This is a genomic window from Eisenbergiella tayi (genome assembly GCF_001881565.1).
GTDB classification, from domain to species: domain Bacteria; phylum Bacillota; class Clostridia; order Lachnospirales; family Lachnospiraceae; genus Eisenbergiella; species Eisenbergiella tayi.
On the sequence record NZ_MPDJ01000004.1, the window covers coordinates 605,010 to 628,144 of the forward strand.

The 23,135-nt window shown below is 39.9% G+C and carries 21 protein-coding genes and 1 riboswitch; of the genes, 4 read left to right on the top strand and 17 right to left on the bottom strand.

Features of this window, described 5'->3' with window-relative positions:
* The first annotated feature begins 845 nt into the window (after window positions 1-845).
* Window positions 846-2,369, top strand: a complete 1,524-nt coding sequence (locus BLA28_RS17310) for a GH25 family lysozyme (protein ID WP_081330102.1) — start codon at window positions 846-848, stop codon at window positions 2,367-2,369.
* 17 nt (window positions 2,370-2,386) lie between these two features.
* Window positions 2,387-2,887, top strand: a complete 501-nt coding sequence (locus BLA28_RS17315; RefSeq protein WP_009252176.1) for a hypothetical protein — start codon at window positions 2,387-2,389, stop codon at window positions 2,885-2,887.
* 100 nt (window positions 2,888-2,987) lie between these two features.
* On the opposite strand, the gene BLA28_RS17320 is transcribed toward BLA28_RS17315, so the two are convergent.
* From BLA28_RS17320 to BLA28_RS17340, 5 genes are all read right to left on the bottom strand, one after another.
* Window positions 2,988-5,573, bottom strand: a complete 2,586-nt coding sequence (locus BLA28_RS17320) for a glycoside hydrolase family 38 N-terminal domain-containing protein (RefSeq protein WP_069158312.1) — start codon at window positions 5,571-5,573, stop codon at window positions 2,988-2,990.
* Window positions 5,574-5,866: 293 nt separating this feature from the next.
* Window positions 5,867-6,319, bottom strand: coding sequence for a peptide deformylase (def, locus tag BLA28_RS17325; protein ID WP_044970731.1), 453 nt, complete (start codon window positions 6,317-6,319; stop codon window positions 5,867-5,869).
* Window positions 6,294-6,554, bottom strand: coding sequence for a helix-turn-helix transcriptional regulator (locus BLA28_RS17330; RefSeq protein WP_069158651.1), 261 nt, complete (start codon window positions 6,552-6,554; stop codon window positions 6,294-6,296). The genes def and BLA28_RS17330 overlap by 26 nt, the downstream gene beginning before the upstream one ends.
* A 105-nt stretch (window positions 6,555-6,659) precedes the next feature.
* Window positions 6,660-7,166: a hypothetical protein gene (locus BLA28_RS17335; RefSeq protein ID WP_069158313.1), complete on the bottom strand. Its 507-nt coding sequence runs from the start codon at window positions 7,164-7,166 to the stop codon at window positions 6,660-6,662.
* Window positions 7,157-7,861: an SDR family NAD(P)-dependent oxidoreductase gene (locus tag BLA28_RS17340; RefSeq protein WP_141702960.1), complete on the bottom strand. Its 705-nt coding sequence runs from the start codon at window positions 7,859-7,861 to the stop codon at window positions 7,157-7,159. Before BLA28_RS17340 ends, BLA28_RS17335 begins: the two co-directional genes overlap by 10 nt.
* Before the next feature lie 202 nt (window positions 7,862-8,063).
* Here BLA28_RS17340 and BLA28_RS17345 point away from each other — a divergent pair, with 202 nt between their 5' ends.
* On the top strand, window positions 8,064-8,633 hold the full coding sequence (locus BLA28_RS17345) for a TetR/AcrR family transcriptional regulator (protein ID WP_069158314.1): 570 nt from the start codon (window positions 8,064-8,066) through the stop codon (window positions 8,631-8,633).
* 5 nt (window positions 8,634-8,638) lie between these two features.
* Here the strand turns inward: BLA28_RS17345 and BLA28_RS17350 are convergent, their stop codons facing one another.
* The 11 genes from BLA28_RS17350 to BLA28_RS17400 form a co-directional block, all read right to left on the bottom strand.
* Entirely contained in the window at window positions 8,639-9,652 is a 1,014-nt protein-coding gene (locus BLA28_RS17350; RefSeq protein WP_069158315.1) for a S66 family peptidase, read from the bottom strand.
* A 45-nt stretch (window positions 9,653-9,697) separates the two neighbouring features.
* Entirely contained in the window at window positions 9,698-10,456 is a 759-nt protein-coding gene (locus BLA28_RS17355) for an endonuclease/exonuclease/phosphatase family protein (RefSeq protein WP_069158316.1), read from the bottom strand.
* 102 nt (window positions 10,457-10,558) lie between these two features.
* Window positions 10,559-11,806, bottom strand: coding sequence for a bifunctional glutamate N-acetyltransferase/amino-acid acetyltransferase ArgJ (argJ, locus tag BLA28_RS17360; RefSeq protein ID WP_069158317.1), 1,248 nt, complete (start codon window positions 11,804-11,806; stop codon window positions 10,559-10,561).
* 250 nt (window positions 11,807-12,056) lie between these two features.
* Window positions 12,057-12,995 (bottom strand): zinc ribbon domain-containing protein, encoded by a 939-nt coding sequence (locus BLA28_RS17365; protein WP_069158318.1) that lies wholly within the window; start codon window positions 12,993-12,995, stop codon window positions 12,057-12,059.
* A 338-nt stretch (window positions 12,996-13,333) separates the two neighbouring features.
* Window positions 13,334-14,116, bottom strand: coding sequence for a zinc ribbon domain-containing protein (locus BLA28_RS17370; protein ID WP_071699266.1), 783 nt, complete (start codon window positions 14,114-14,116; stop codon window positions 13,334-13,336).
* A gap of 214 nt (window positions 14,117-14,330) precedes the next feature.
* A complete protein-coding gene (locus tag BLA28_RS17375; RefSeq protein WP_069158320.1) occupies window positions 14,331-15,767 on the bottom strand; it encodes a zinc ribbon domain-containing protein in 1,437 nt (478 codons plus the stop codon).
* Window positions 15,764-16,588, bottom strand: coding sequence for a zinc ribbon domain-containing protein (locus tag BLA28_RS17380; protein WP_016359783.1), 825 nt, complete (start codon window positions 16,586-16,588; stop codon window positions 15,764-15,766). The genes BLA28_RS17375 and BLA28_RS17380 overlap by 4 nt, the downstream gene beginning before the upstream one ends.
* A gap of 228 nt (window positions 16,589-16,816) precedes the next feature.
* Window positions 16,817-16,892: riboswitch (cyclic di-GMP riboswitch) on the bottom strand.
* Window positions 16,893-17,027: 135 nt separating this feature from the next.
* The gene (locus tag BLA28_RS17385) at window positions 17,028-17,858 is read right to left on the bottom strand and encodes an ornithine carbamoyltransferase (protein ID WP_069158321.1); all 831 of its coding nucleotides are present in this window, start codon (window positions 17,856-17,858) and stop codon (window positions 17,028-17,030) included.
* 274 nt (window positions 17,859-18,132) lie between these two features.
* Window positions 18,133-18,858: a DUF3788 domain-containing protein gene (locus tag BLA28_RS17390; protein WP_044970740.1), complete on the bottom strand. Its 726-nt coding sequence runs from the start codon at window positions 18,856-18,858 to the stop codon at window positions 18,133-18,135.
* Between the two features lie 111 nt (window positions 18,859-18,969).
* Entirely contained in the window at window positions 18,970-19,584 is a 615-nt protein-coding gene (locus BLA28_RS17395) for a DEAD/DEAH box helicase family protein (protein ID WP_069158322.1), read from the bottom strand.
* 89 nt (window positions 19,585-19,673) lie between these two features.
* Window positions 19,674-20,585, bottom strand: a complete 912-nt coding sequence (locus BLA28_RS17400) for a prolyl oligopeptidase family serine peptidase (RefSeq protein ID WP_141702961.1) — start codon at window positions 20,583-20,585, stop codon at window positions 19,674-19,676.
* 812 nt (window positions 20,586-21,397) lie between these two features.
* On the opposite strand from BLA28_RS17400, the gene BLA28_RS17405 reads away from it, so the two are divergent.
* Entirely contained in the window at window positions 21,398-22,183 is a 786-nt protein-coding gene (locus tag BLA28_RS17405; protein ID WP_069158324.1) for a class I SAM-dependent methyltransferase, read from the top strand.
* A gap of 62 nt (window positions 22,184-22,245) precedes the next feature.
* Here BLA28_RS17405 and BLA28_RS17410 read toward each other — a convergent pair whose 3' ends face one another.
* Window positions 22,246-22,626 (bottom strand): DUF4180 domain-containing protein, encoded by a 381-nt coding sequence (locus BLA28_RS17410; RefSeq protein WP_069158325.1) that lies wholly within the window; start codon window positions 22,624-22,626, stop codon window positions 22,246-22,248.
* Between the last annotated feature and the right edge of the window lie 509 nt (window positions 22,627-23,135).

A 23,135-nucleotide genomic window follows, 5' to 3' on the forward strand; every position in this document is an offset into this window, starting at 1 on the left:
TATTTGTATCCATAGTGTTTGATATCTCAAAGTGTAAATTAATGATAACAACGAACATTAATAATTCATGGTTTCAATACTTATATGCATTATCATCAACAACAAGTCTTCCTGGAGATTCAGTGCTTTCACCCAATAAAAACTATGATTTGTCGAACTACAATTATTTAAGGCTTACTTTTAATCTCCCTACTGGAAATTATGATGGGAGTAATTCTACAAGCCTGGGAACAATACAGTTTAAATGAGCATTAATGTCCGCTTTAAAGGATTATTTATATATTAAGTAAGCAAAGCATTTAACATTTTGTGTTACTGTATATCGCCAATAACCATCAATATCCCAACATCCAGCTAACTGACTATATCCATTTATTGTAAGTATTCCTAATTTATTATCATACGATTTCGATAGGCTAAACCCATTTATTTTTGCATAAGTGTTGAATTCACCATGCCCACCAGACTGACTTGCACCTGCAGAACTACTTCCAACTATAAAATTATCAATTGTAAAATGTGAATAATCAGTAAAACTTTTTAAATCAAATGAGTATCCTTCTCCTAAATAATACCATCCTTTAAAAGGGTAAACTGTATCAGCACCTACCTTTTTGTAACCTGGCAGGCCATCGAATGTAAATCCAAATTGGCACCCTCCTAAATCGCTATTTCATTATATAAATCTCAAACAAATATAATTAACTTAAACAAATATATTCTACTTAATCCGTTTTCTATGAAAAATCCAATAAAATCTATCCCCATTTAAAATATCACTCCATTCATTTTTCTAATTTTCTTTCCCTTAATTCCCCTATTATCCAAAGAAAGGAGCCCTCCCAATGCCTCACCCCATCCCAACCGCCATCTCCACCGCAACCGAAATGCTCACCACCAACATCGTCTACGCATACGGTTTTAAATACGAGCCAATCACCCCAACAAAAATCAACACCCTGGCCTCCATGTACCCCACCGTCTATACCCCCTCCATCAAAACAATGACCCTCAACAAAGTCGGAAAAATCGGAATCGACTGTTCCGGTTTCATATGCAAAGCCTTCGGAATCCCCCACATCGGAAGCTCTCAACTAAAATCCCAAATGACTCATCTATACCCAACCTCCGATCCCAGCCTCCTTGTAAACGGAATGCTCATCTGGCGCAGCGGCCATATCGGCCTCATTGAAATCGATGACACCGGTGAAGCCTGGATTCTCGAAGCCAAAAGTACCGCAGACGATCTCGTCCGGACCAAATACTCTGCCCGAGGAAATTTCTTTACCTATTACGGTGAACTAACCGGCGTCGACTATACTAACGCCAGAAAAATAAATTCTCCCACACAATCCTCCTCTTCTGCTCCACTCCGCGACCTAATCGATATTTCCCATCACAACACAATCAACCTCGCCCTTACCGCCTCCAAATTCAAAGATGTAATCATCCGTGCAGGCTATCGCTCCTCCACCACAGGCAGTTTGATTCAGGACAAAAAATTCACAGAGCATACCAGAGAGGCCCTGGCCAACAATATGAGGCTCGGCTTCTATTTTTATGACCAATCCATAAATGAAACAGAAGCCATCCAGCAGGCTGACTGGACAATCAGTCAAATCAGGGACTACCCTGTCACCTATCCTGTCTACATAGATTCTGAATATGCCAATCAGTCACATTCAGGCCGTGCAGATAATATCACAAAAGATCAGCGCACCAAAAATATTATTGCATTTTGCAGCCGCATCAAAGAAGCCGGCTTTATCCCGGGTGTATATGCCTCCGACAACTGGTTCAAGACAATGCTCAACTACAGCCAGCTTAAGCAATTCGATATTTGGTGTGCCCGTTATTCTGTAAATCCCCCATCTGTCGAAAAATACGAAATATGGCAATATGGTTCTGCAAACATTCCCGGATCGGTCAACCCTATTGATGTAAACCATCTTTATAAAGAATACTGCACAGACCCACTGCCTCCTTCCCACCCTGTACCCCTTCTGTGGAATGAAATCACGGCCTCAACCCTCAATATAAGAAATGCTCCCTCCACATCCGGTAAAATACTCTATCAGATGCACAAGGGAGACAAAGTAAATATCTATCAGCTCCGAAATAGCTGGTGCAAAATCAGCAGCACCGACGAAATCTGGTGCAGTTATAAATACATTCATTCTTCCCAGGGAGCCGTATCAAACTGCAGCAAATTAAACTGCAGACGTACCCCGGTTTCCGGACAAGCTGATTTCATCTTATCCGTTAACGACACCGTAAATATCCTCCATCAGGATTCCCTTACCAACTGGTTCTATATAGAATTCCATGGGAAAACAGGCTATGTTTCAAATAAATACATCAAGCTGTAGAAAGGTTTAACATTTATATGGATACAATCTTAAATTCCCTCAAAACGTATGACCTCACCACCATTTTAGGCGTCATCTTTTTTCTCTCTACTCTGATTTCCTGTCTGTCAAAGCTGCTCACCACTCTCGGCGGCCTTCTCACGAAATATTACAGAAAAAGAAAAGGTCTTGAAGATAAAGATTCTATCATTCAAAATACTCTGAAACAGCATCAGACAGAAATTGACATGCTTCGGCAGTATGAAGCGGAAACTCATACTGATGTAAAAGAAATAAAGGTTCTGCTTGAATCACATATTGACAGAGATAACGAACGGACCATTTCTTCCTTCCGTTCCACTCTTTACAGGCTTCATATGGATTTTACAAAACAAAAATACGTCACTCCGGAAGGCCTGAAAACCTTTAAGGAAATAGGAAAAGTCTATGTTGAAGCCGGGGGCGATGACATATACCATGACAAACTGGAACCGGAAGTCCTCAGACTTCCCATTCATTATGAAGAGGAACCAATATAAGAATTTTCTCTCTACACGCAAAATCAGGCATGATAACCATGCCTGATTTTTTACCGCTTTCTGACAATTCAGACTGCATAAAAAAATATCTTTCTTCTGCTCATCTGGTAAAAAGCTTCACCAAACGCAGCCCTCCCGGCGGCATTATAATACCTGCACATTTACCGTTCACCTCTATCGATGATATCTCATCCTCCTGCGGATTAACGAAACATGCCGAAACAATATCAAAGACATTCCCTGTAACCTGAAACAAGTCTGTCTCTTCCGACGTATTTTTAAGGATAAGTATAATTCCCTTTTTGTCCATAGCGGGATACAGATTAAGTAAAGTCGAGCATCCGCTGACAGATATCAGCCGGCGCGCTTCTTCCTCTGCATGTACCGCTATTCCGGTCACCACCGCGCCTTTGCCATGGATCCCATCTTTTCTCAAGATACGTCCTGTAAACTCTTTATGAAAGTTACACTCATATGTAAAGGTCATACTCCCGCTCTGGTTTGCCAGAAAATTCGTGCTCCAGTAATTATTCAGAGGCCATGCCAGCAGCAAGGGATTTTCCGTACGTGCAATGCTCCTGTTTTCCTTTCCAAAATGGAAATCACCTACCTGAATCATAGGTGCATCGGGACAGGCAAGGGTCAAACAGTGTTCCTCATCATAAATTCCCACCCCCGTATCTACCGTCAGGTAATCCCGGCAGACATTTCCGAGCTGCCCTGCATCCAGTTCCACTACCTCACCTGCCGTATCATAACTGCATTTCCAGTCCGGCTGCATTTTCAAAGGAACTGCAAAATAAAGAGACTCCGGTATTACCACTGGTTCCTTATAAAAACTCGTTTCCACATGGATATAAGAACTATAGGCATAAAAGGTAATTTTCTGTGTTATCTGTTTCAGCCCGGGAAGTTCTCCATGGGTAATCACTGCAATGCTGTAATCCTGTTCCCTGATTTCCCAGTTTTTCACTTTCTGTATGCAATGTACAGGTTTCCAGTCATGATTCCACTGCGATATATCCGTATGTCTGTCCGTTATATTGTCACCATATAGAACAGAACGCACAGCCGGCGCCGTTGTTTCGTCAATGGTTTCCCTGACCGGCTCAAACAGAGACCAGCCGCGTGACTCATCAAGAAGCGGCTTTCCGTTCTCTTTTTCCGACAGCTGGATAATCCTTCCTTCTTCACTCAGGTCAATCCTGTAAAAGGGGGTACTCAGGATATTTCCTTCGCGCTGAAACTGACCGCGCAGACCTTCGCATTCCTTCTTTTTTTCATCCAGCTGAGCAAACGGAATTATTCTGGCGGTAAAAGGAGGGATGGTCCAGATTCCGCCATTTTCCATTTCTTCCCGATTTTCCAGGTATGGAATATAATTTTTACAGCGCAGCGCACTCAGCTGCCTTTCTTTTTTCCTGTACTGCACAGGATATGCGGCTTCCACCACCTGCTCATCCTGGGAAGTATTCACCAAAACGATCCCTTCCGCCTCATTGCTTTGGTACGGATTGGAACACAGGGCTTCTATCTGGCTTCCCAAAAGATATCCCGCCAGATCCGCAGCCTGGTAAGCTGTTTTTTCCTTATGAATCAGCTGCGAACAGACCTCCGGGGAATCCGGTTCGGATATGGACTGGCTCGCACCCCATGTGTGCTCGTCATAAATCATTGCATTTCTAAAGTATTCTTTTTTCACAAGCTCATAGTGTGCATCGCCTGCCCCTGTAAAGCATTCCAGAGTTTCCGACATATGTAAGGTGTTTTTGGCCCTGCGGCTGACTCTTGTCGCTTTTGCAGTACTTGCACAACCAAAATTCCAATAATCGGTCCAATCTCCTCTGTGCACCGGAGCCTGTTCCATCTCTTTCCTATATTTTTCACGAAGCGTCTGAGCCGTAATGATACGGATCTTCCATTCGTGCTGCTCTTCATTATATTTCATTATCAAATCCGACAGTTCTGCATCCGGGCAATTATTATCATATAGAGGAGGATTTGTGGCAGTGAGAAACATCACATCTTTGTTATAACCTTTTTTCTCCAGAAATGCGGCATGTTCAGCCAGTCCCTTATGCATTTTCTCCATTGAGTGTTCCCATGTTTCGGAAAAAAAGCTGAACATGGAGTAATGCTCTCCCAAATAAGACGGCAGTCGTCTGCCATCCGCCATTTCCCATTGAAAGAAATAAGGGCGTTCGAACGGCAGGCCGCCGAAATGAATATTTATGCCGGTGAGGTAGAAATCAATACCACTGTCCAGCAAAAGCTGTCCCATTGACCAGGGCTGTCCATTTACATCATGATTGATTGCGATTTGGATTTTCGTATGGAATTGTTCCTCCAATTCCTTTATATCCCTGAGCATTCCGGTTATTTCCCTGGCATCACAGCAGGGAGTGGTATGCATTGGCAGGGCCGTAAGGCAGATTCTCCCCTGGGCTACCGCATCCTGCATCCGCCGGATCTGGCTGTTATCTGCCGTTTTCAGCCATTCCTTAAGCACGTAATTGGCTTCAACGGTCCATCGGAACTGGGCATATTCCGGATAGTCCTTTGTTTTTTCAGTCAGTTCCAGCGCCTGATTCAAATAGTCCACCTGCAGTTCCATCAGCATGGGCTGCGGATGGGTATAGCCGATATCCAGATGGCTGTGAGGCATACACCAAATTTCCTTAATCATAATAAAAGCCTCTCCTTTTCTTAATTCCCGCGCAGGCAGCAGGCTTTAGTTATCATTCTTCCTTTCAGGCTGCATCCTCCGAAATGAAATGATATTCTGCCATCTGCCGCGGTGTTAGATATAAGGCAATCTTACTCTCCGCCCATTTGGGGCACCAGAATTTATAATTATGATACAGGTGTTTTGTTGACATATGCAAAGACTTGATTTTTACTGCGGGGAAGATATTTTGTGTTTCTGATGCGGTGTAATAATTTAGGTACGGCTATAAAGCATTTTTATCAAAAAAAATTTTATGACTCATCCTCAATGGCTTTATCCAGAAATATTTCACCATTCAGGTGTCCTATTTCATGGCAAAGGCATTTTGCCATTTCATCTTCTCCGGTTATTATGATTTCCTCTCCATATTCATTTAATGCCTTTACCGTAACCTTTTGAGGCCGGATTGTTTTCACAAAGCGATCCGGGAAACTGAGGCAGCCTTCCACGCATATCTGTGTTCCGCTGCTTTCCATTATTTGCGGATTTACCAGCTTTAACAGATTGTCATAGTAATCAATAACTACCAGCCGTTTCAGGATCCCAACCTGGTTAGCCGCCAAGGCGGCTCCATTTTCCGTGTGGTGCAGGGTGTCCAGCATATCATCCAAAAGCAGCCTGATTCTGTCATCTACCTCTTTTACTTCTTTGCACCGCTTCCTTAAAATAGGATCCTGATTATATCGAAGCTGTCTTGTTGCCATACGTATCCCTCCTGCTGCTGTCAGCCCTTGACTTTCTGGGACTTTCTTCAAAAAAGAAAACCTCTTCTATGGTACAGCCGAATACCTGGGAAATATCATAGGCAAGCCAGATGGACGGCTCGGATTTTTCCGTTTCAATTGCATTAATTGCCTGTCTTGAGGTTCCCACCATCTCTCCAAGCTGTTCCTGGGTCAGCCCTTTTTCTTCACGAAACTGTCTGATTCTGTTTTTCATATCATCCTCCTGTAAGGTAAACATTACATTGATTATATTCTTTTTCCCATGTCATGTCAACCTTACAATATAAAATAAAGGAAAAGGGAAAAGAGTCTTTGACCCTCAGATTCTCTTTTCCCGTTCTCTCAATATAATCCAGGACTGTCTGTTTTTATATAAAGACAGACTGATTGGCTTCAGCGCGGCTATCTCCCTGATTTCCAGCAAAGTGGCATATCCGGCGTCCTTCTTTCGTTCCCACCAGTCGTCATGGATACACAGCTGTTTCTGATAAGTTTTTCTTATTTCGTCCAGACTGAAAAATCGGGTTTCATAACTGTAAACTTTATTCACAGAAAAAACAGCAAGAATCGGGCCCCCTGTCTGTTTTAAGATAACCAGATCATCTTTCTCCACTTTCCCGTACGGAATACATTTATTCTTCGTTATCCTGGACTCGATTGTTTTTGAACCGCTTATCATATATTGAATATACGGTTCTCTGCATAAAGCCAAATGAATACGTTTCTTCGGATTTCTAAATTCTTCCAGCAGATCCTTTTTCCCTTGCTCAGAAAGCTGTCTTGAAATTTCATCCTGCAAATCATCCAAATTCACACCTATCCCCATGTTTTCCTCCCTGTTTTTCCCATAATCCCAAGTGCAGATTTCCTTGATGCAATCCGGCTCAATAACATCTGCGCTTTACAAAACGTACCGTCCGTACAAATACTTTTCCCTTTTTTAAGGGCTTTTTCTGTGGTTCTCACCACATCCTCCGGCATTCGCAGCCGTCTGGCAGCAGTCTTAAAGCCATCAAAGAAATGAGTATCTGTTGCTCCCGGGCAGACAGCTAAAAGCTTTACGCCATAATCCTGATATTCAAAGCTCAGGGCCTGTGTAAAAGAAAGCACATAAGCCTTCGTGGCTGCATAAACTGCCGAATACGGAAGCGGGTTGAAGGAGGCTGCCGATGCAATGTTAATGACGGTTCCATGTCTTTTTTGGCACATATCCTCCAGCAGCAGATAAGTTAATTCCGTTAAGGAAACTATGTTCAGAAGCATTTCCTCATGCTGTCTTTTATAATCTGTTTTATGGAACAGTCCTTTTGTGGCAAAACCTGCGTTATTTATAAGTGCATCAACATGAAGTTTCCTCTTCCTGATTTCTTCATACAGCAGCTTTGCACTTCCCTCTGCCGCTAAATCCATTATAATACATTCGATAGAAACCTGGTTATCTTTCTCTATTTCTCTTTTCAGTTCCTGGAGTTTATCACCGGAACGGGCCGTAATAATAAGATTTTGCCCCTTTTTCCATATTCAAGTGCAAAAGCCCTTCCTATCCCTGAGGATGCGCCTGTGATTAGTGTATACGTATTTTCCATGTTTTCTTTCCATCCTTTCCGCCACACTTGTGGCACATATTCAGGGAGAGTATAATATAAGGAAAATAACGATACAACAGTTTCGGAAAACTAGCCACAATTATTTACATTCTGTAGCGTTTGCGGAGGATAAACAGATGGAACGGAGCATGCACTCTTTGGCGCAGAAATCACGGAAAAGGATTGTTGACAGCCTGATCTGCCTTTTAGGGAAAAAATCATATGAATCGATTACCGTCTCGGAGCTGTGCCGGAAAGCCCAGGTAGACAGGCGCACCTTTTATCGTAACTTCAAAAATAAGGAGGATGTGATGGAATTCCATATTTCAGCTCTGAAAGAAGAATATCTCTCCTTTCTCAACCGGCTGGAAAAACGGAACATCCGAAGCATGGCGGAATCACAGTTTGTTTTCTGTAAAAAGCATCTGCCTTTTCTTACCTCACTGCAAAGCCGCAGCGCCTTATCGGGCCTGCTGCTGCAAACCTCAAATGAGTTTATTCCGGCTGTTTATCTGCAGTATCACAACGATCTGCCCTCGCATTTTGAATACAAAGCCCGGTTTGTGATTGGAGGTTTTGTGAATATACTGCTGTATTGGATTGAAACCGGGGCAAAAGAAGAGCCTGAGGAAATTGCAGAAATTGCGGCGGAACTTTTTGACGAAGATAACCCTTATTGGACAGGGTACGTTCAGAAACAGAGGTAAAGGCATTATTCCCTTACCCCTGCTTCCAGAATGGAAAATGTATTATTATTGCAGTCAATTTCAGCCAGCGCCCCCATTGGAATAACCGTCATGGGTATTCTGTGACCAATATCTGCATTATATAAAATCGGAAGATCCGGTAAATCCTCCTCTTGCCGGATCACTTTTAACAGAATCTCCTTATCACTTTCATGCATCCCCGTACAAATTAATCCTCCGGCCTGTCGGAATATTCCTGCGGAGGCAAAGGCCCTGATTTGATGAAGGGTAGCCACTTCCACACCATACGGTGTCCCGATATCCAGAAATAAAATACTGTCTTTCCACAGCTTCTTATCCGGAAATATTTCCGTTCCCATTATCTGCAGCAGTGAACCGCAGCATCCTCCCAGTAAGCGGCCTCTGACTCTGCCGCTCCCCTGAAGAAGCTCATAGCCGGTATTTTGAACCCAGGCGGATTTCTTGGTTTTATCCCATTCGATATCGGCCCATTTATCACAGGGCGCTATTTCACCCATTACATTCTCCGAAAAAAGCGCTTTTTTTATCCATCGTTCTGTATACTCATCAAGGCCGCCCGGCTGTGCAATCGTTGCAAGGAGATTTGCCCCATAAAAGGAGGATACTCCCGCATGGGTAAACATGGCATGAAATACAGATACATCAGAATAACCCAGCAGAATTTTGGGATTGTTCCTGATAATATTGAAATCTATATAAGGCAGCAGTCTTCCGCCATCATCTCCGCCTGAATTCACAAAGATTCCTTTTATCCGGGGATTTGTCAGTGCCCAAATCAGATCATCGGCTCTTAGCTTTGGATTCTCATATAAAAAATCTGTTCCTTTCAGAGAATGGGGCGCTTCTATGACATGTACTCCGAAGTGTTCTTCCAGCTGCCGCTTTCCAAATAGATATCTTTCTATCATATCAGGATCACCCGCCCGGCCTCCCGAAAGGGATATTGTTGCTATGGTATCTCCGGGATTTAATTTCTTCGGTTTGATAAGCTGGTGCATAAATAATCCTCCCTGATAAAGATATCCTTAGATGCCTTTTTCCCTCTATATATTATCAAAATCCAGTTCTGCTAAAACACCATAGTGATCACTAGGACAATATCCGGTTTTCGGTGATATTTTTCTGCCAAATAAGCGGAATGTTTTCAGCTTAGGGGATGGGTTAGGATAACTGTACTTAAGCAGTATCCAATCAATCCTGGTTCCCGCACAAGGTTTGTAGCCATGATCCTTCCAGCGGGGATTCGCTGCCAGATCTAAGGTTGCCTCCGGTTCGATACCCGTAATATTCTGATAGACTATCGCCAGATCTTCCCAATATGGTACGGCTTCCTCCCCATAAAGGCTCTGCTTACCGAGGATAAAATTCTGGACACTGCTCCCGGCCTCGCAGTTAAAATCTCCGCAGAAAACAGAGTAATCCGCTTTTGTTTTTTTATTTTGGTTCACCAGCGCAATTACCTGCTTTTCACAGCTGAGTACACTGTCCCAGGGTAAATGGACATTGATTACTTCAAGCACATAATTACCTGCTTTCACATTGACAATCTGGGCTTCACCAAAGCTGTAATCATCAAGAAAGGGATACTTACTTAAAATTGCCAATTCACATGAAGGATGCTTTACAAAAGAATAAAATCCATATTTTCCTTCCTCCGCTATATACTTGCAGGTATCTTCATCGGGTACATCCTGCAGACATAATAAATCCGCATTCTGTGTTTTAATCTCATCGCATATCTGTTCCAATCTGTCGGGCCAGCCCCTGTTATCATTCCAGATATTATATGTAGCTATTTTCATTTTCTCACCCTCTCATCTCAGTTCTCTTGATTTTTGTTTACTTTTTTAAAAACAAGCCTACGCATAAATTGTTATTTTTTCTACAATATGGCAAACAGGAACTCAGGAACGATAGTCTCCATTAATTTTCACATAATCATAGGTCAGATCACAGCCCCATGCCTTTGCCTGCTTTTCTCCCTGGTGCAGATTAATGTTAATATGAATCTCATCCTCCGCCAAAACCTCTGCTGCTTTTTCTTCAGAGAATGGCAATATTACCGCATTTCCCCTGCACACTTCAATGGTACCTGCCGCAGAAGCAACGTCTACATCCAATTTATCAATATCAAAATCGGCATCCGTATATCCAATTGCACACATGATCCGCCCCCAGTTCGCATCACAGCCAAACAATAGACATTTTACCAGAGATGACTGAACAACACTTTTTGCTATACTGACTGCGGTCTGCCGGTCAGGACATCCGACACAGGAACATTCCAAAAGTCTGGTTGCTCCCTCCCCATCCGCTGCCAGCATTTTTGTCATGGCTGCCATGACAATATATAATGCCTGTCGGAAGCTTTGATACTCTGTTCCATCCATAGTGATCTCCGGATTTCCCGCAGCACCGTTTGCCATAATGCTGACCATATCATTGGTAGAGGTATCTCCGTCTATACTCAGGCAATTATAGGTGATTTCCACAATGTCGCTCAATGCTGTCTGCAGCATTTCCGTGCTGACAGCCGCATCCGTTGTAATAAAATTCAGGGTGGTGGCCATATTGGGATGAATCATTCCGCTTCCCTTTGCCATACCGCCCAACCGGCATTTTCGGCCCGCAATCTGAAATTCCACAGCCACTTCCTTTCTGACCGCATCAGTGGTCATAATGGCAGCAGCAGCGGCTGTATGTCCTTCTCTTGACAAGCCTGCTGCCAACTCCTGCATATGCGCAGCAAACGGCTCTGGCGACAAAGGCTGGCCTATGACACCTGTAGAGGCAATTATCACTTCCTCCGGCCTGATTTCCAGTGCCTGCGCTGCCAGTTCACTTATTTTCTCCGCTATCTCCACGCCGTCTGCATTGCAGGTATTCGCATTCTTTGAATTGACAATCACCGCTTTGGCTCTTCCCCCGCTCATTCCCAAATGCCGCTTTGTCACCAGAACGGGAGCTCCTTTTACCTTATTCGTGGTATATACGGCAGCAGCCGTACACAGCCTTTCACTGTATACCATCCCCAGATCATTCTTTGCTTTATCCGGGTTAAGGCCACAGTTCAATCCGTTCGCCGTAAAACCCTGAGCGGCACAAACGCCGCCTTCTATATATTGATAGCCTGCATATTCTTCCATTTTCATATTCTTACCCACCCTATATCAATAAAATTTCATATAACATAACATCAAAAAGACATTTCCACTATATTCTATCTCTTATACTCTTCTTATCAAAAGGTTATTCTTCTATTATCACACAAAAAATATCTTATCCTTTGAATGATTTATCAAAAAACCCCAGGAAGCCCATCAAACGGACATTCCCAGGGTAACCATTTTAGTTCAAAACAAAACTGCCACTAATTTGTTATTTTCAATCCTTACCGTTCTTTTAATCAACTAATTTTGAAGAGCTAACTTCTGTTCCATCCATCTCAACAGCCATAAACAATAACTTCAATACTAATTGACTCTGTGCTTCTTTTGCTGTAAATGGTTTGATTTCTCCATCATCATAGATTGCATATAAAACATCACTGTTAATTTCCACATAATAATCTACTCCATTTGTTCCTGCCGCATCCGTTTTATATACTATAACAGTACTTGCAACACCATCAGTAGATCCATTATTTTCAACATATTTATTAATTGCTTTCAACGCCAGTTGTTCATCTGCCGTTAATTCAATAACCTGAACTGAAATATCCAAGAGCCCAATATTCCCAGAAGAATCTTTTGCTGAAAGCTGTACTTTACTGCTGCCGACAACATTGATATTCACCTCTGGGGTAACAACAATACTATTTTCCAATCCGTCATCAAAATCAGTAACAGAATAAAAATCAGCAGGATTAAATAGTTCACCCTTTTGAACCTTAATATTCTCAGGACCACTGATTACTGGTGCCGTTGTATCAATAACCTCAATTTCTATATGCCTGTTGATAGATAAAATTCCATTTTCAATTGTATATTGTAATGCCTGCTGTCCTAACTTGCTTGTATCTAATTCATTTTGAAAACGAATAATACCATTAGAAGATCTCGGAATTATAATATCTTTCGTCTGCACAATACTTCCAGCTTCGACTTTATTATTAATTACCTTTACTCCCATCATAGCATTATAAATTATAACTACTACTGTTAATACAACTACTAACAAAATAGCAATGGGAATAAACAAGCGGAGCGTCCGCTTACTTGGCACTTTCCTTCCAGTAATACTAATATCCTGTGTATTTTCTGTATCACTTACTACTTTACCACATTTGGGACAAAAAGCACTTTCTTCCTTTATTTCGCAGCCACAATTTGTACAGAACATCTCCGTAATTCTCCTCAATTATATATAAGCAATCTCTACTCCGTACTCCACTTCTTCTTTCGTAATTCCCCAAGATTCAAGCTAATCAAGTAATTCGGTTTTTGAATAAGAATAATAATCCAAACATAATTTTGCTCTCTTTACAGCCTATTCAAACCAATCAGCACACAATTACCGGCTGCATATACAGCTTCCTTTGTTGAAAAACTTCATATTCCAACTGTTCTATCAGTCTTTTATATGAATAAGCTGTAAAATCCAAATAATCATGTGCTCTTTCAAGTCCTTTTTTCCTCTGCAGTTGCTGAATTTGTATTCGAAACATCTTGAGCCGATGACTAATTCGTTTCTTTATTCTCTTGCTCCGAATCCATATAAATCATGCTTGCCTTATTATAAACAGAAACTAAATCATCGTATGTAGAGGCGGCTTTTAAAGAATCTACCGCATCCTTCAATTTATCTTTCTGTTCATAGATAACACCTTTGAAGATAGTTGCAGCTATATTTACAGAAGACGAATCTGTATCATCTGAAAGTTTTTCCAATAAAGATTCCTGTACATAGCTAACACATGTTTTCCTCCATATTTCATTAATTGTATCATTAAATACCACCTCACTGGAAGAAGGTTTTTTCCCAAGATCAAGCTGAAACGAAACCTCCGTTATATTATCAGCCACCTGATCGAGCGGCATTTCGTTATTACTTTCTATAAATTCTGCAACATATTCTTTAACAACATCAGAATTCATGTCCTCAAGATATTGCATTCCCTGCTCATAGATTTTCTTTGACACACCTTCAATAGGTGATTTCTGAGCATTTATATTGATAAATATAAAACCAATTATAGCAAGTACAACAACTAAACTGCTTCCAATTATACTGAGTACTTTTATTTCCTTTGATAAACCTGATTTTTCTCCGCAATTCGGGCAAAATTTTGCACCATATGGTAAGTCATTTCTACACTTTTGACATTTAACGTGTTCCACATCTTTCCTTGTTATAGTTGAATTATCATCATTTATTTGTTTATCAACAATTATTTTCGCACCACAATGAGTACAAAAAACGGAATCATCCTCAATTTGTGCACTGCAATTTTTACAAATCATTATTTATTTTCCCTTGAAATATAATATACAATTAGAAATCCCATACAAATTAAAGCTAATCCAACTGCCAAAACAAAATAAGCAGTTGCATAATTACCATTGATAATATAATTATAAGCATCGCCGCCAACGTACGCATTAATTGTTTTATATGGTTTCATCCAACAACTGCCCACATTTTTTACAATACATAAAAAGTCCCCCCCATTTTTAATCAGTATGTATTTGACAATGTTCCAAAGGTAACCTTAGTCGTATACGTATAAATAAAACTGGTTACGGAATTATTGTCCGTCTCCTTATATTTTAATTCGATACCTTTCGCAGAAAGTGTTATGGTAGTATAATCGTCTATCACTAACGGAGTTCCAAAATCAGAAGCACTGACTTTTTTATCAAAGGAAATCGATTTACTAATATTATACTTTAATCCGATCTGTATTGTCGACCAATTAGTAAAGACAAATATGGAGCCATTACCCGACAGGTTGATTGAACCATCATCATTTAATCTGCATTTTATATCCAGTTTATAATCTCCCTTTTCGATATCATGGGTCCAGGTTCCTCCATCATAATAATAATTTCTTGCTTTACAATTTGATTCCGCTAAACCTGTTGTTGAACTCCATTGTCCACACAATCCTATCCAATTACTAATGCTGTTTAATTTTGTAATTAGATCTGCAGAATTGGTGCCATTATATGAGAAATTATCCGGAAGCGTTCCCAGTTCCTTTTTTGCCTGATTAAGATTTCCTTCCTCCATATTCTTTTTTGCCGAAAGTAAAATACAGGCATTGGACATTTCAGAAGAATCCTGATAATCGGATATTTTTATAAAAAGCTTGGATGCTGATGTATATTCTTGAGAATCCATGAATGATTTTGCATTGTTATATACTGATTCCGCGTATAGTCCTTCTGCATCAAAAAGAGTACCAGCTTTTTCAAAGTATGCTGAAGCTTCTGCGTATTTTTTATTATTAAAACTAATCATACCCTGCGCATATTGAGCGTATTCATCATTTTTACCGCCTTTAACATACCCAAATACGGTCAGAGCTGTTTCATAATCTTTGTTCTTTACATATTCCCGCCCAATATCCAAAATCTTTTCATTAGAATCTTCATAACCTTTCGCTGCTTTAAACTCTTCTGCTGCAGATAGCAGATCACCTGCTTCCAAATACAGATTTCCCCTCGCATAGTTACATTTTTTAATCATCTCGTCGGAATTCTCATAACCTGCAGCATTTTTAAATTGTGCTAAGGCCTCATCGTATTCTTCTTTCCCGAAAAATTCAATACCTTTCGCATAATGATCTGCAATGGTTGCTTCCGCCAATTTTTCCTGAGCATCCTCATAATCGCCGGCTGCCGTATAATACTTAATAGCCCTTTCATAGTTACCGGCAGCGAATGCATCTTCGGCCTTATTATATTTCGCTGCTGGTGTAGAATTTACGGCAATTAATATAACAATTATTATTACAGCACATACGATTCCAATGATAAAAAAGAGGATATTAAGGGATATTTTCCCTTTAGAAACAGTATTTGTGAAATCAGATTCTCCTAATTGATATCCGCAGTTAGGGCAAAAGACACTTTCGTCAGGTATTTCATTTTGGCATTTGGGACAGATCATAAAGTCGATCCCTCCTCTATCTCACTCTCTTCCGTTGTTCCCAAAGTATTCACATTACGAATTAAACTTTTAACTACAGCCGCTTTATCTGTAAAATCTTTTTTGCTTGTTTCTTCTTTTGCTTTAAAATTATTAACTGAAAAATCCCCTTCCACAAGGAAACTATATCTCTCACAATATGCATAATAATAGTCTTCCATGGCTTTTTTCAGTTCCTTAACTTCTTCCTCATCACATCCAATATCCTGAAGTTCCGTATATATTTTATCAATCTCTCTCTTTCTGTCTTTTTCCGTATTGATTTCAGAGGAGCATAGTCCTTCAACATAGTCCGTGAAAAAATCAGGTCCAAGCAACCCTGTATTAATACCTGTTGAAGTATCATACATGGAACTGAGTAAATTAAAATTATTTTCGGTACCATTAATCGCATTATTCAATTCCATTGCTTTAGCTCCATATGCATTTATCAACTCCTGACGTGCACGTTCAGCCTCCTGACGTTCTCGTTCAGCAGCTAACTCCTGTTCATATCTTTCCTTTTCGACTGCCTTCTGATGAACTACAACGCCAATACCACCGCCAATACATATAACAGCAATTAAAGCGACTATCCCAATAATAAGTTTCTTTTTTCCATTACCCGCTGCTTTTTTTTCCATACTATAGCCACATTTCAAACAGAACTTCGCATCTTTTTCCAGTTCCGAACCGCATTTCGGGCAATTTTTTTTATCAGAAACCTCCTCTAAATTTTTACCACATTTTTGACAGAATTTAGCACCTTCCTCTACTTCTGCACCACAAAATCTGCAATTCATTTATTCATTTCTCCCCTCTTGGTTTAATATGCCTATATTTATAAATACCCAATGTTGCTTTCTCTGCCTTTTTACTTTAATTTGTCATTAGACACAATTCTGTATTGACACAATACCTGATATTTTTTTAGCGTTATACTTTTTTATCAAGCATTTTCGCTTACAATGTATTGTAAACAAAATCCACTTAAAATAAAAAAACTACTGAATATCAGCAGCATATAACAGATTTGCAACTGGCTACCATATTACAGGCCCTATAGCTTTGCGTCACAATCTTTCGACTGTTTTGCTAAAATTTATACATATAACTTAACACTTTTGTAGAAAAATGTCAATTTCCGCCGAACTTTTCATTGAACATTAATCCAATTCCCGCCATAATATAAGCAGTAAATATAACCGCATATACTGTTTTTATCCATTGCTCAAATAAATATTAATTTATCATACAATATATAATAACTGCCTGCTGAATTTCCAGCAAATATTTCTTAAACTCATATCCCACAAAGTACTCAGAATCTATTACATCGCCGGATACTTCTTCCCCACGATAAAAGGGCGGGCATGGATTCAGAACCGCACCTTTATTTGCTTTTTCCATGACTGCTTTTGTCACCTGGCAACCGGAAGATTTTTCAAGTACATCCGATGGCAGCGAATCCGTGCAGACAATATCTTTGCCGATTATGGCATCCTCAATATTATGATAAACCGGAACTCCTTCCATTTCATATCCGTCCGCACAGCACTGGGATAACTCAAATCCCATGACATCTGCCGCCTCTTTCCATGACAGTCCGATATTTCCTTTCAGGCCGCAAAAGAGATACTTATCCTTTGTAAAATCTTTTCTGATTTTTGAAAGCGCATACATATCTGCAAGCATTTCACAGGGATGATTTATAGCTGTAAGGGCATTGATAACCGGAACCTTTGAATATTGCGACATCGTTTCCAGCATGGCTATATCCTTATGACGCACTACAATTACATCGGCCCAATTATTCAAATATCCTATAACATCCTTACTATTCTCTCTCTTGTCCAAGGTATCCGACGGGAATAAAACGGCTTGCCCGCCCAAAAGCCGAATTCCTTTTTCAAAGGTAACTCTGGTACGGATACTGCTGTTTGGAAAGAACAAAACTACTGTTTTCCCGTTCAAAATATCTTTATACTTCCCCTGTATAATTTCATCTGCTATATCAAATATCTCATATACATCTTTTGCCTTGTAATCGGTAAGTCTGATTAAATTCTTCATATGGTAACCCTCCGGAAAATTAATGATACTTCATCTTGTTAATTGCTATCTTGTTTGTAATGGAAAAACGTCCAAAATTGGCAGACATTATCTGAACACGGTCAAGTTATCTTCTCTGTATGATAACACTCGCTGCGCAATTCATCCCGCTTTCCGGATATCAGCATTTTACAGCATTCTAATTATACCATATCGTCTCGGAATAGTCGTAAAAATAATCTAATAAAAAAATCCTCCAAACCCCAAAAGGATCCGGAGGATTTTACCACTCTGTCTACTGCTCTTCATACTGCATAGGCACATAGGGAAGTATGCCCCATGTAATTTCATCTGCATAATGAACTTCTGTATGTATCATCGAACGATAATCTGCTGATGTAGCCTTAACGCATGGGAATTCACCGCATTCTCTGCATTCCGCCAATCCTTTCTGCGGTGCGCAGCCTTTTGCATTGCATGGCTCATCTTTACAATAGCAATTCTCACTATAGCATCCTTCGCAGCGCATGCTCCAATCTGTCTGTCCCCACATTTTAATCAGCTGAGGAATCATAATATCCCGCATATCCTCATCTAAATCTGCATAATGAACACATAAATCACAGCGTTGGCCGCATTTGGAATATAACGCATTTTCTTTTTTAAAAGGTTTGCGGTTGGGCTTCTTTTTAATAAGTATAAGCTTTTTGACTTCTTCTAATTGTTCCAAAGTACTTACATCAATGAACATCCATTTTCCATCATGATAAGTTTTTGAGTTATCATAATAATCATGTATATATGTTGAAAATTCGTTCTTCTGCATTTCAAAACATTCACGCTCTTTTCTTCCAAAGATAATCAAAAATGTGAATTTATCATCGTGTGTATACACTGTAAGAATAGTTTTCTGCCCTTGCTTAAACTTTAGTTCATCTTTGCCGTCTCCGATTTCATCCAGGCGATACTTACCGCGCATAAATACCATCGTTTCATGACTAACCTGTTCAAGAATTGTCATAAGCTTTATCCCCCTTATTTCTGTTTTTTTCATTCAGCGATAAATCTGATATAAAAAACTCATCTCCAGCTTCAGTATTTGAAGAAAAACAATATCTTTTCTTTTATCCTGCTATACCTTCCATCCAAAGTGCGCTGAAACTATCTGAACCATCTCATTTATCGAATTTCCCCCATCATTAACGATCGAAAGATAATTTAATTCCATGCATTCCTTACATACCGTGTCAGCAAACAGACTGTCTCTGCCCATCCAATTTTGAAATGCCTTTTCTTTATCACTGCATCCTTCTAAAATATAAGGCACCCATTCCCGTTCTTTATAGTGAGAAATCTGAAAGTCTTTGGTCGGAGTTATCGCCGCGTACTGTTCTTCCGGTACATGCAGCTTCTTCATAATATGAGGAAAATATGCTGCCCCTTCTGTAACAACGGCTCCCTTTTGGTTTACTTTATTTAAATCCTCCCATATATAATCAAATATTTCTTCATAAAAAATAATCTCATCTTTGCACTGCAAAACCGGATCCCGCATCCATATTTGTTCTGCATTCCATTCGATTTGCTTTTTACAAATGGGGAGATTATCTGCCGCCCCACGAATTGTATATTCTTCCAGATGATCATCAACTTTAAAGTATTGAAGTCCATATCTTTCGGATAATATTTCTGCTATTGTACTTTTGCCGCTGCATGGTGAACCGCCAATAAAATATATTTTTGCCATATAGTTTCCTCATAAACGAAGTTAACAGTTACATGCTGTTATCCAAATTTCCATCTATCATCCCTCCATCCTTCTATGTATGATACTCATTAGGAAAAACCGATAATCCATTTCAATATATAGTCAAAACGTTCCTGCGTCAACTGATGGCCGCCTTTATATTGTTTCATATACAAATTACTCTCCGCATTTTTTGAAATATAGTGTTCTTTCACAGACTCAAAAATTTGTGGTGCATCCTTTGAATACTTATCTTCATCAGCACAAACTATCAGGAAGTGTCTCGGCGCTATTTCTTTTATTACATCTGCTACTTCAAATTCTTTTAGAAATCCGGGAATAATACTGGACATTTCTATTCCTGTCGAATTATCCATACGATATTTGTAACTGACAACACTTCCGCTTGACACGGCATAGCTTATTCTTTTATCAAAAGCTGCCGCAAAAAATGTAGTTGTTCCCCCGTAAGAATGGCCTAAACAGCCTATTTTTGTTTTATCCACCATATTCAGGCCGTTCAGAACACTTACTGCACCTATCGCATCTTCTATGGCAATTTTCGCCAGGGTTTCTCCTGTCAGAATACCATGACATAACGCAAGAAAATGATTCCATTCGTCTTCTTTGTGATTTTCTTCCGTACCCGCTGCGTTTACTCTTCGTTCTTCAAAACATATTGCATCCGGAGCAATTACGACAAAACCTGCACGAGCAAGTTTACTTCCAAAATCCTGCAGTGGATCTCCTACCAGTCCGCAAACCTCACTTTTTCCCCAATTTCGTTGGCTATGGTGTTGATGATTAACCAAAACGGCAGGAAACGGTCCTTCACCTTTCGGAATAAGCAGAAAAGCAGGGATATTGCGGCCGTTTACCAGATATTCTATTTTACTTCTTGTGTAAGCATCACAATCAACAACGGAATCGCAGATAAATTCTATCTTATCTGAAATTGGTGCAAGACCGATAATTTCAGACATTCTATTTATTACACTCATCTTTTTATTCCCCTTGTTATATAAAGAATCTGTCGTACCCCTTTTGGATAAAGATATTTATTTCTATTCTGCCATAATTTCTCTGCGTTGAAAAGAGAATAAGTATCAAACATCCGTTAACTCATAAATCTGCACGCTGATTTTGGCTTATTCTTCATTATACCGCCACTCCTTTAGTTCTTCATAATCGTCCAATACCTTATTGCCATTAGTTGTGCATACCTCCCGCTTCCTTATCTTAAATGGAATCATTGATATTTAATGGTATTGAAAAACTGGTTTGGGGCATTTTCATTTTGAATATTTTAATATATCATAAAATTAATTTTTTATATGATATATTTGTGGTGGTCTTATTATATCAAAGATTTGATATTATTTTAATGTTAAGGTAATAATTTATTTCGTTTTCTGTTTGTAACGTCTAGTACTAATTCCAGTTATACTGGCTGTTTAGCTCAATGAATGGATATTGTTTTGGAAATGACAAAGGAATTGTAAATGCCTATCTTATTGGTAAAGCATCGCGTGATTGCCATCTGTGAATAGATAATTGGAGTGATATCGGTGACATAAATAAAATGTCCAACTGAAAAAGCAGCTTTGGCATACTGTAGCCTTTTGGGGTTAAAATGGCATAATCACAGAAGATGATTCTAATCAAAAAGGCCTGACTATCCACGATGGTATTTAAATCTTTTTAATGCATACAAACTCAACCTTTCCTTTGTATATATTAATAATAGAAAATAGGATTAAATTTTGTTAGAATAGATATATTATAACAATTATTTACGCAAGGAGAATTTCATATGTCAGATTTAGATGATAATGATATGGAAATCATATCCAAAAGTGACATGGATAGAGAAGTGTCCCCACAGCTTGACGAGCAATTAATTACAGATATTATAAAAAAAGATGCTTACGGAAAAAATACGGATTTAAAACTGCGTCCCGATAAGGACGGTCTCACTCTAGCAGGAAACAGTCAATCGCTGCGGGGCGATTTTACCCGGATGCGATCACGGATCAACCCCGGCAATCTGAACAGGGAACTCCTGATAAAGGCCTCTAAAATCAAAGGGAAAGCTGAAGGCCTGACAGCAGTTGACGCTACAGCAGGATTGGGGGAGGATGCTTTCTTGTTGGCAGCAGCAGGCTTTTCCGTACGGCTTTATGAACGTGATCCCGTAATTGCGGCACTTCTGCGCGACGCGCTTTCCCGGGCTGCAGCACTTCCTGATTTGGCGGCGATTGTCGGGCGAATGGAGCTTTTTGAAACAGACAGCCTGACCGCATTGCCTCAGCTTGGATTCAGGCCGGATGTTGTCCTGCTGGATCCCATGTTTCCGGCCAGACAAAAAAGCGCACTGATTAAAAAGAAGTTTCAGCTGCTCCAGCAGTTGGAACAGCCCTGTACCGATGAGGATGCGCTGCTGCATGCTGCTATTGCCAGTGCTCCGTACAAGATAGTTATCAAAAGGCCGCTGAAAGGAGCCTGGTTGGCTGATCGTAAGCCTGATTATTCCCTTAAGGGAAAAACGATCCGCTATGACTGTATCGTACTGACAAATAGCGGAAGGGAAGGCCTTTAATGAAGACACTTCCCTTCCGCATCTTGTTCCTGACGGTGGAACTGCTCTTTCCAGAAGCCAAATTATAACTTTAATTTGGAATATCCCGAGAGTTTATCCATAGCACGAGAAACACTTGGCTGAAAGTAAATATCTTTTCCTCTATTGCTCTCGTACATAAAGTCTTTTAACGGTTTGCTTGTATATCGTGAAAAATCTCCGTATATTGCAAATCTCACACCGTAGTTAATGAATTTCTGCAATATTTCTCCCGCCATACAGGTGCTTAAAATAAAAAAGTCATCTACAATCGCACTTTTATTTAAAGCAATATTAGTACAGCCAGTTTCATATTTTACAGACATAATTAAATCTAATGCTGATTGAACATCTGTAATTAAGTGTTCATCGCTATGAATAACAGCAACAGACACATTATTCTTATTTACAACTTCCGTTTCCATTTTTAACCTCCATCAATTTTGTATTGTTTTTATTACCGATTTTGTTTGCCAACGATTACTTTTATATCACAAAGCACAATTACCCTTGATACATACCATCCGCAGCAAGAAGCTATCGCCTGTTCCTGACAGGACGCCACCTAAGCCGTATATTATGCATTAACTGAATAAAACCACAATCAAACCTTGAAGTAACTATAACCACGTAAAATCATTGCTTCGTTATTACCAATAATCAATCCCAATATTTGCTTTCCACCCAGTAATAAAGCAGCGGACAGTGTTATTATGACCGCAATAGATTATATTGGAACTGAAAAACCTATTGCGGATAATGCACTATCATTAACCAAACGACCTGCAATAACTGCGTCAATGACATTGTAAAGCTGCTGCAATAAAAGTTCCTAAAAAAATAGGAATGGAAGTAGCGCAAATTGTTTTTTTACATTGCCAGAGGTCAAATCCATCATCTGACCCGCTGACTTTTTTGGGATTGTTCCTTTCAA

Excerpts from the sequence above, each read along its gene's own strand:
- BLA28_RS17310 (WP_081330102.1), top strand. The coding sequence starts at position 846 with ATGCCTCACCCCATCCCAACCGCCATCTCCACCGCAACCGAAATGCTC.
- BLA28_RS17315 (WP_009252176.1), top strand. The coding sequence starts at position 2,387 with ATGGATACAATCTTAAATTCCCTCAAAACGTATGACCTCACCACCATT.
- BLA28_RS17320 (WP_069158312.1), bottom strand. The coding sequence starts at position 5,573 with ATGATTAAGGAAATTTGGTGTATGCCTCACAGCCATCTGGATATCGGC.
- def (WP_044970731.1), bottom strand. The coding sequence starts at position 6,319 with ATGGCAACAAGACAGCTTCGATATAATCAGGATCCTATTTTAAGGAAG.
- BLA28_RS17330 (WP_069158651.1), bottom strand. The coding sequence starts at position 6,554 with ATGAAAAACAGAATCAGACAGTTTCGTGAAGAAAAAGGGCTGACCCAG.
- BLA28_RS17335 (WP_069158313.1), bottom strand. The coding sequence starts at position 7,166 with ATGGGGATAGGTGTGAATTTGGATGATTTGCAGGATGAAATTTCAAGA.
- BLA28_RS17345 (WP_069158314.1), top strand. The coding sequence starts at position 8,064 with ATGGAACGGAGCATGCACTCTTTGGCGCAGAAATCACGGAAAAGGATT.
- BLA28_RS17350 (WP_069158315.1), bottom strand. The coding sequence starts at position 9,652 with ATGCACCAGCTTATCAAACCGAAGAAATTAAATCCCGGAGATACCATA.
- BLA28_RS17355 (WP_069158316.1), bottom strand. The coding sequence starts at position 10,456 with ATGAAAATAGCTACATATAATATCTGGAATGATAACAGGGGCTGGCCC.
- argJ (WP_069158317.1), bottom strand. The coding sequence starts at position 11,806 with ATGAAAATGGAAGAATATGCAGGCTATCAATATATAGAAGGCGGCGTT.
- BLA28_RS17365 (WP_069158318.1), bottom strand. The coding sequence starts at position 12,995 with ATGTTCTGTACAAATTGTGGCTGCGAAATAAAGGAAGAAAGTGCTTTT.
- BLA28_RS17370 (WP_071699266.1), bottom strand. The coding sequence starts at position 14,116 with ATGATTTGTAAAAATTGCAGTGCACAAATTGAGGATGATTCCGTTTTT.
- BLA28_RS17375 (WP_069158320.1), bottom strand. The coding sequence starts at position 15,767 with ATGATCTGTCCCAAATGCCAAAATGAAATACCTGACGAAAGTGTCTTT.
- BLA28_RS17380 (WP_016359783.1), bottom strand. The coding sequence starts at position 16,588 with ATGAATTGCAGATTTTGTGGTGCAGAAGTAGAGGAAGGTGCTAAATTC.
- BLA28_RS17385 (WP_069158321.1), bottom strand. The coding sequence starts at position 17,858 with ATGAAGAATTTAATCAGACTTACCGATTACAAGGCAAAAGATGTATAT.
- BLA28_RS17390 (WP_044970740.1), bottom strand. The coding sequence starts at position 18,858 with ATGACAATTCTTGAACAGGTTAGTCATGAAACGATGGTATTTATGCGC.
- BLA28_RS17395 (WP_069158322.1), bottom strand. The coding sequence starts at position 19,584 with ATGGCAAAAATATATTTTATTGGCGGTTCACCATGCAGCGGCAAAAGT.
- BLA28_RS17400 (WP_141702961.1), bottom strand. The coding sequence starts at position 20,585 with ATGAGTGTAATAAATAGAATGTCTGAAATTATCGGTCTTGCACCAATT.
- BLA28_RS17405 (WP_069158324.1), top strand. The coding sequence starts at position 21,398 with ATGTCAGATTTAGATGATAATGATATGGAAATCATATCCAAAAGTGAC.
- BLA28_RS17410 (WP_069158325.1), bottom strand. The coding sequence starts at position 22,626 with ATGGAAACGGAAGTTGTAAATAAGAATAATGTGTCTGTTGCTGTTATT.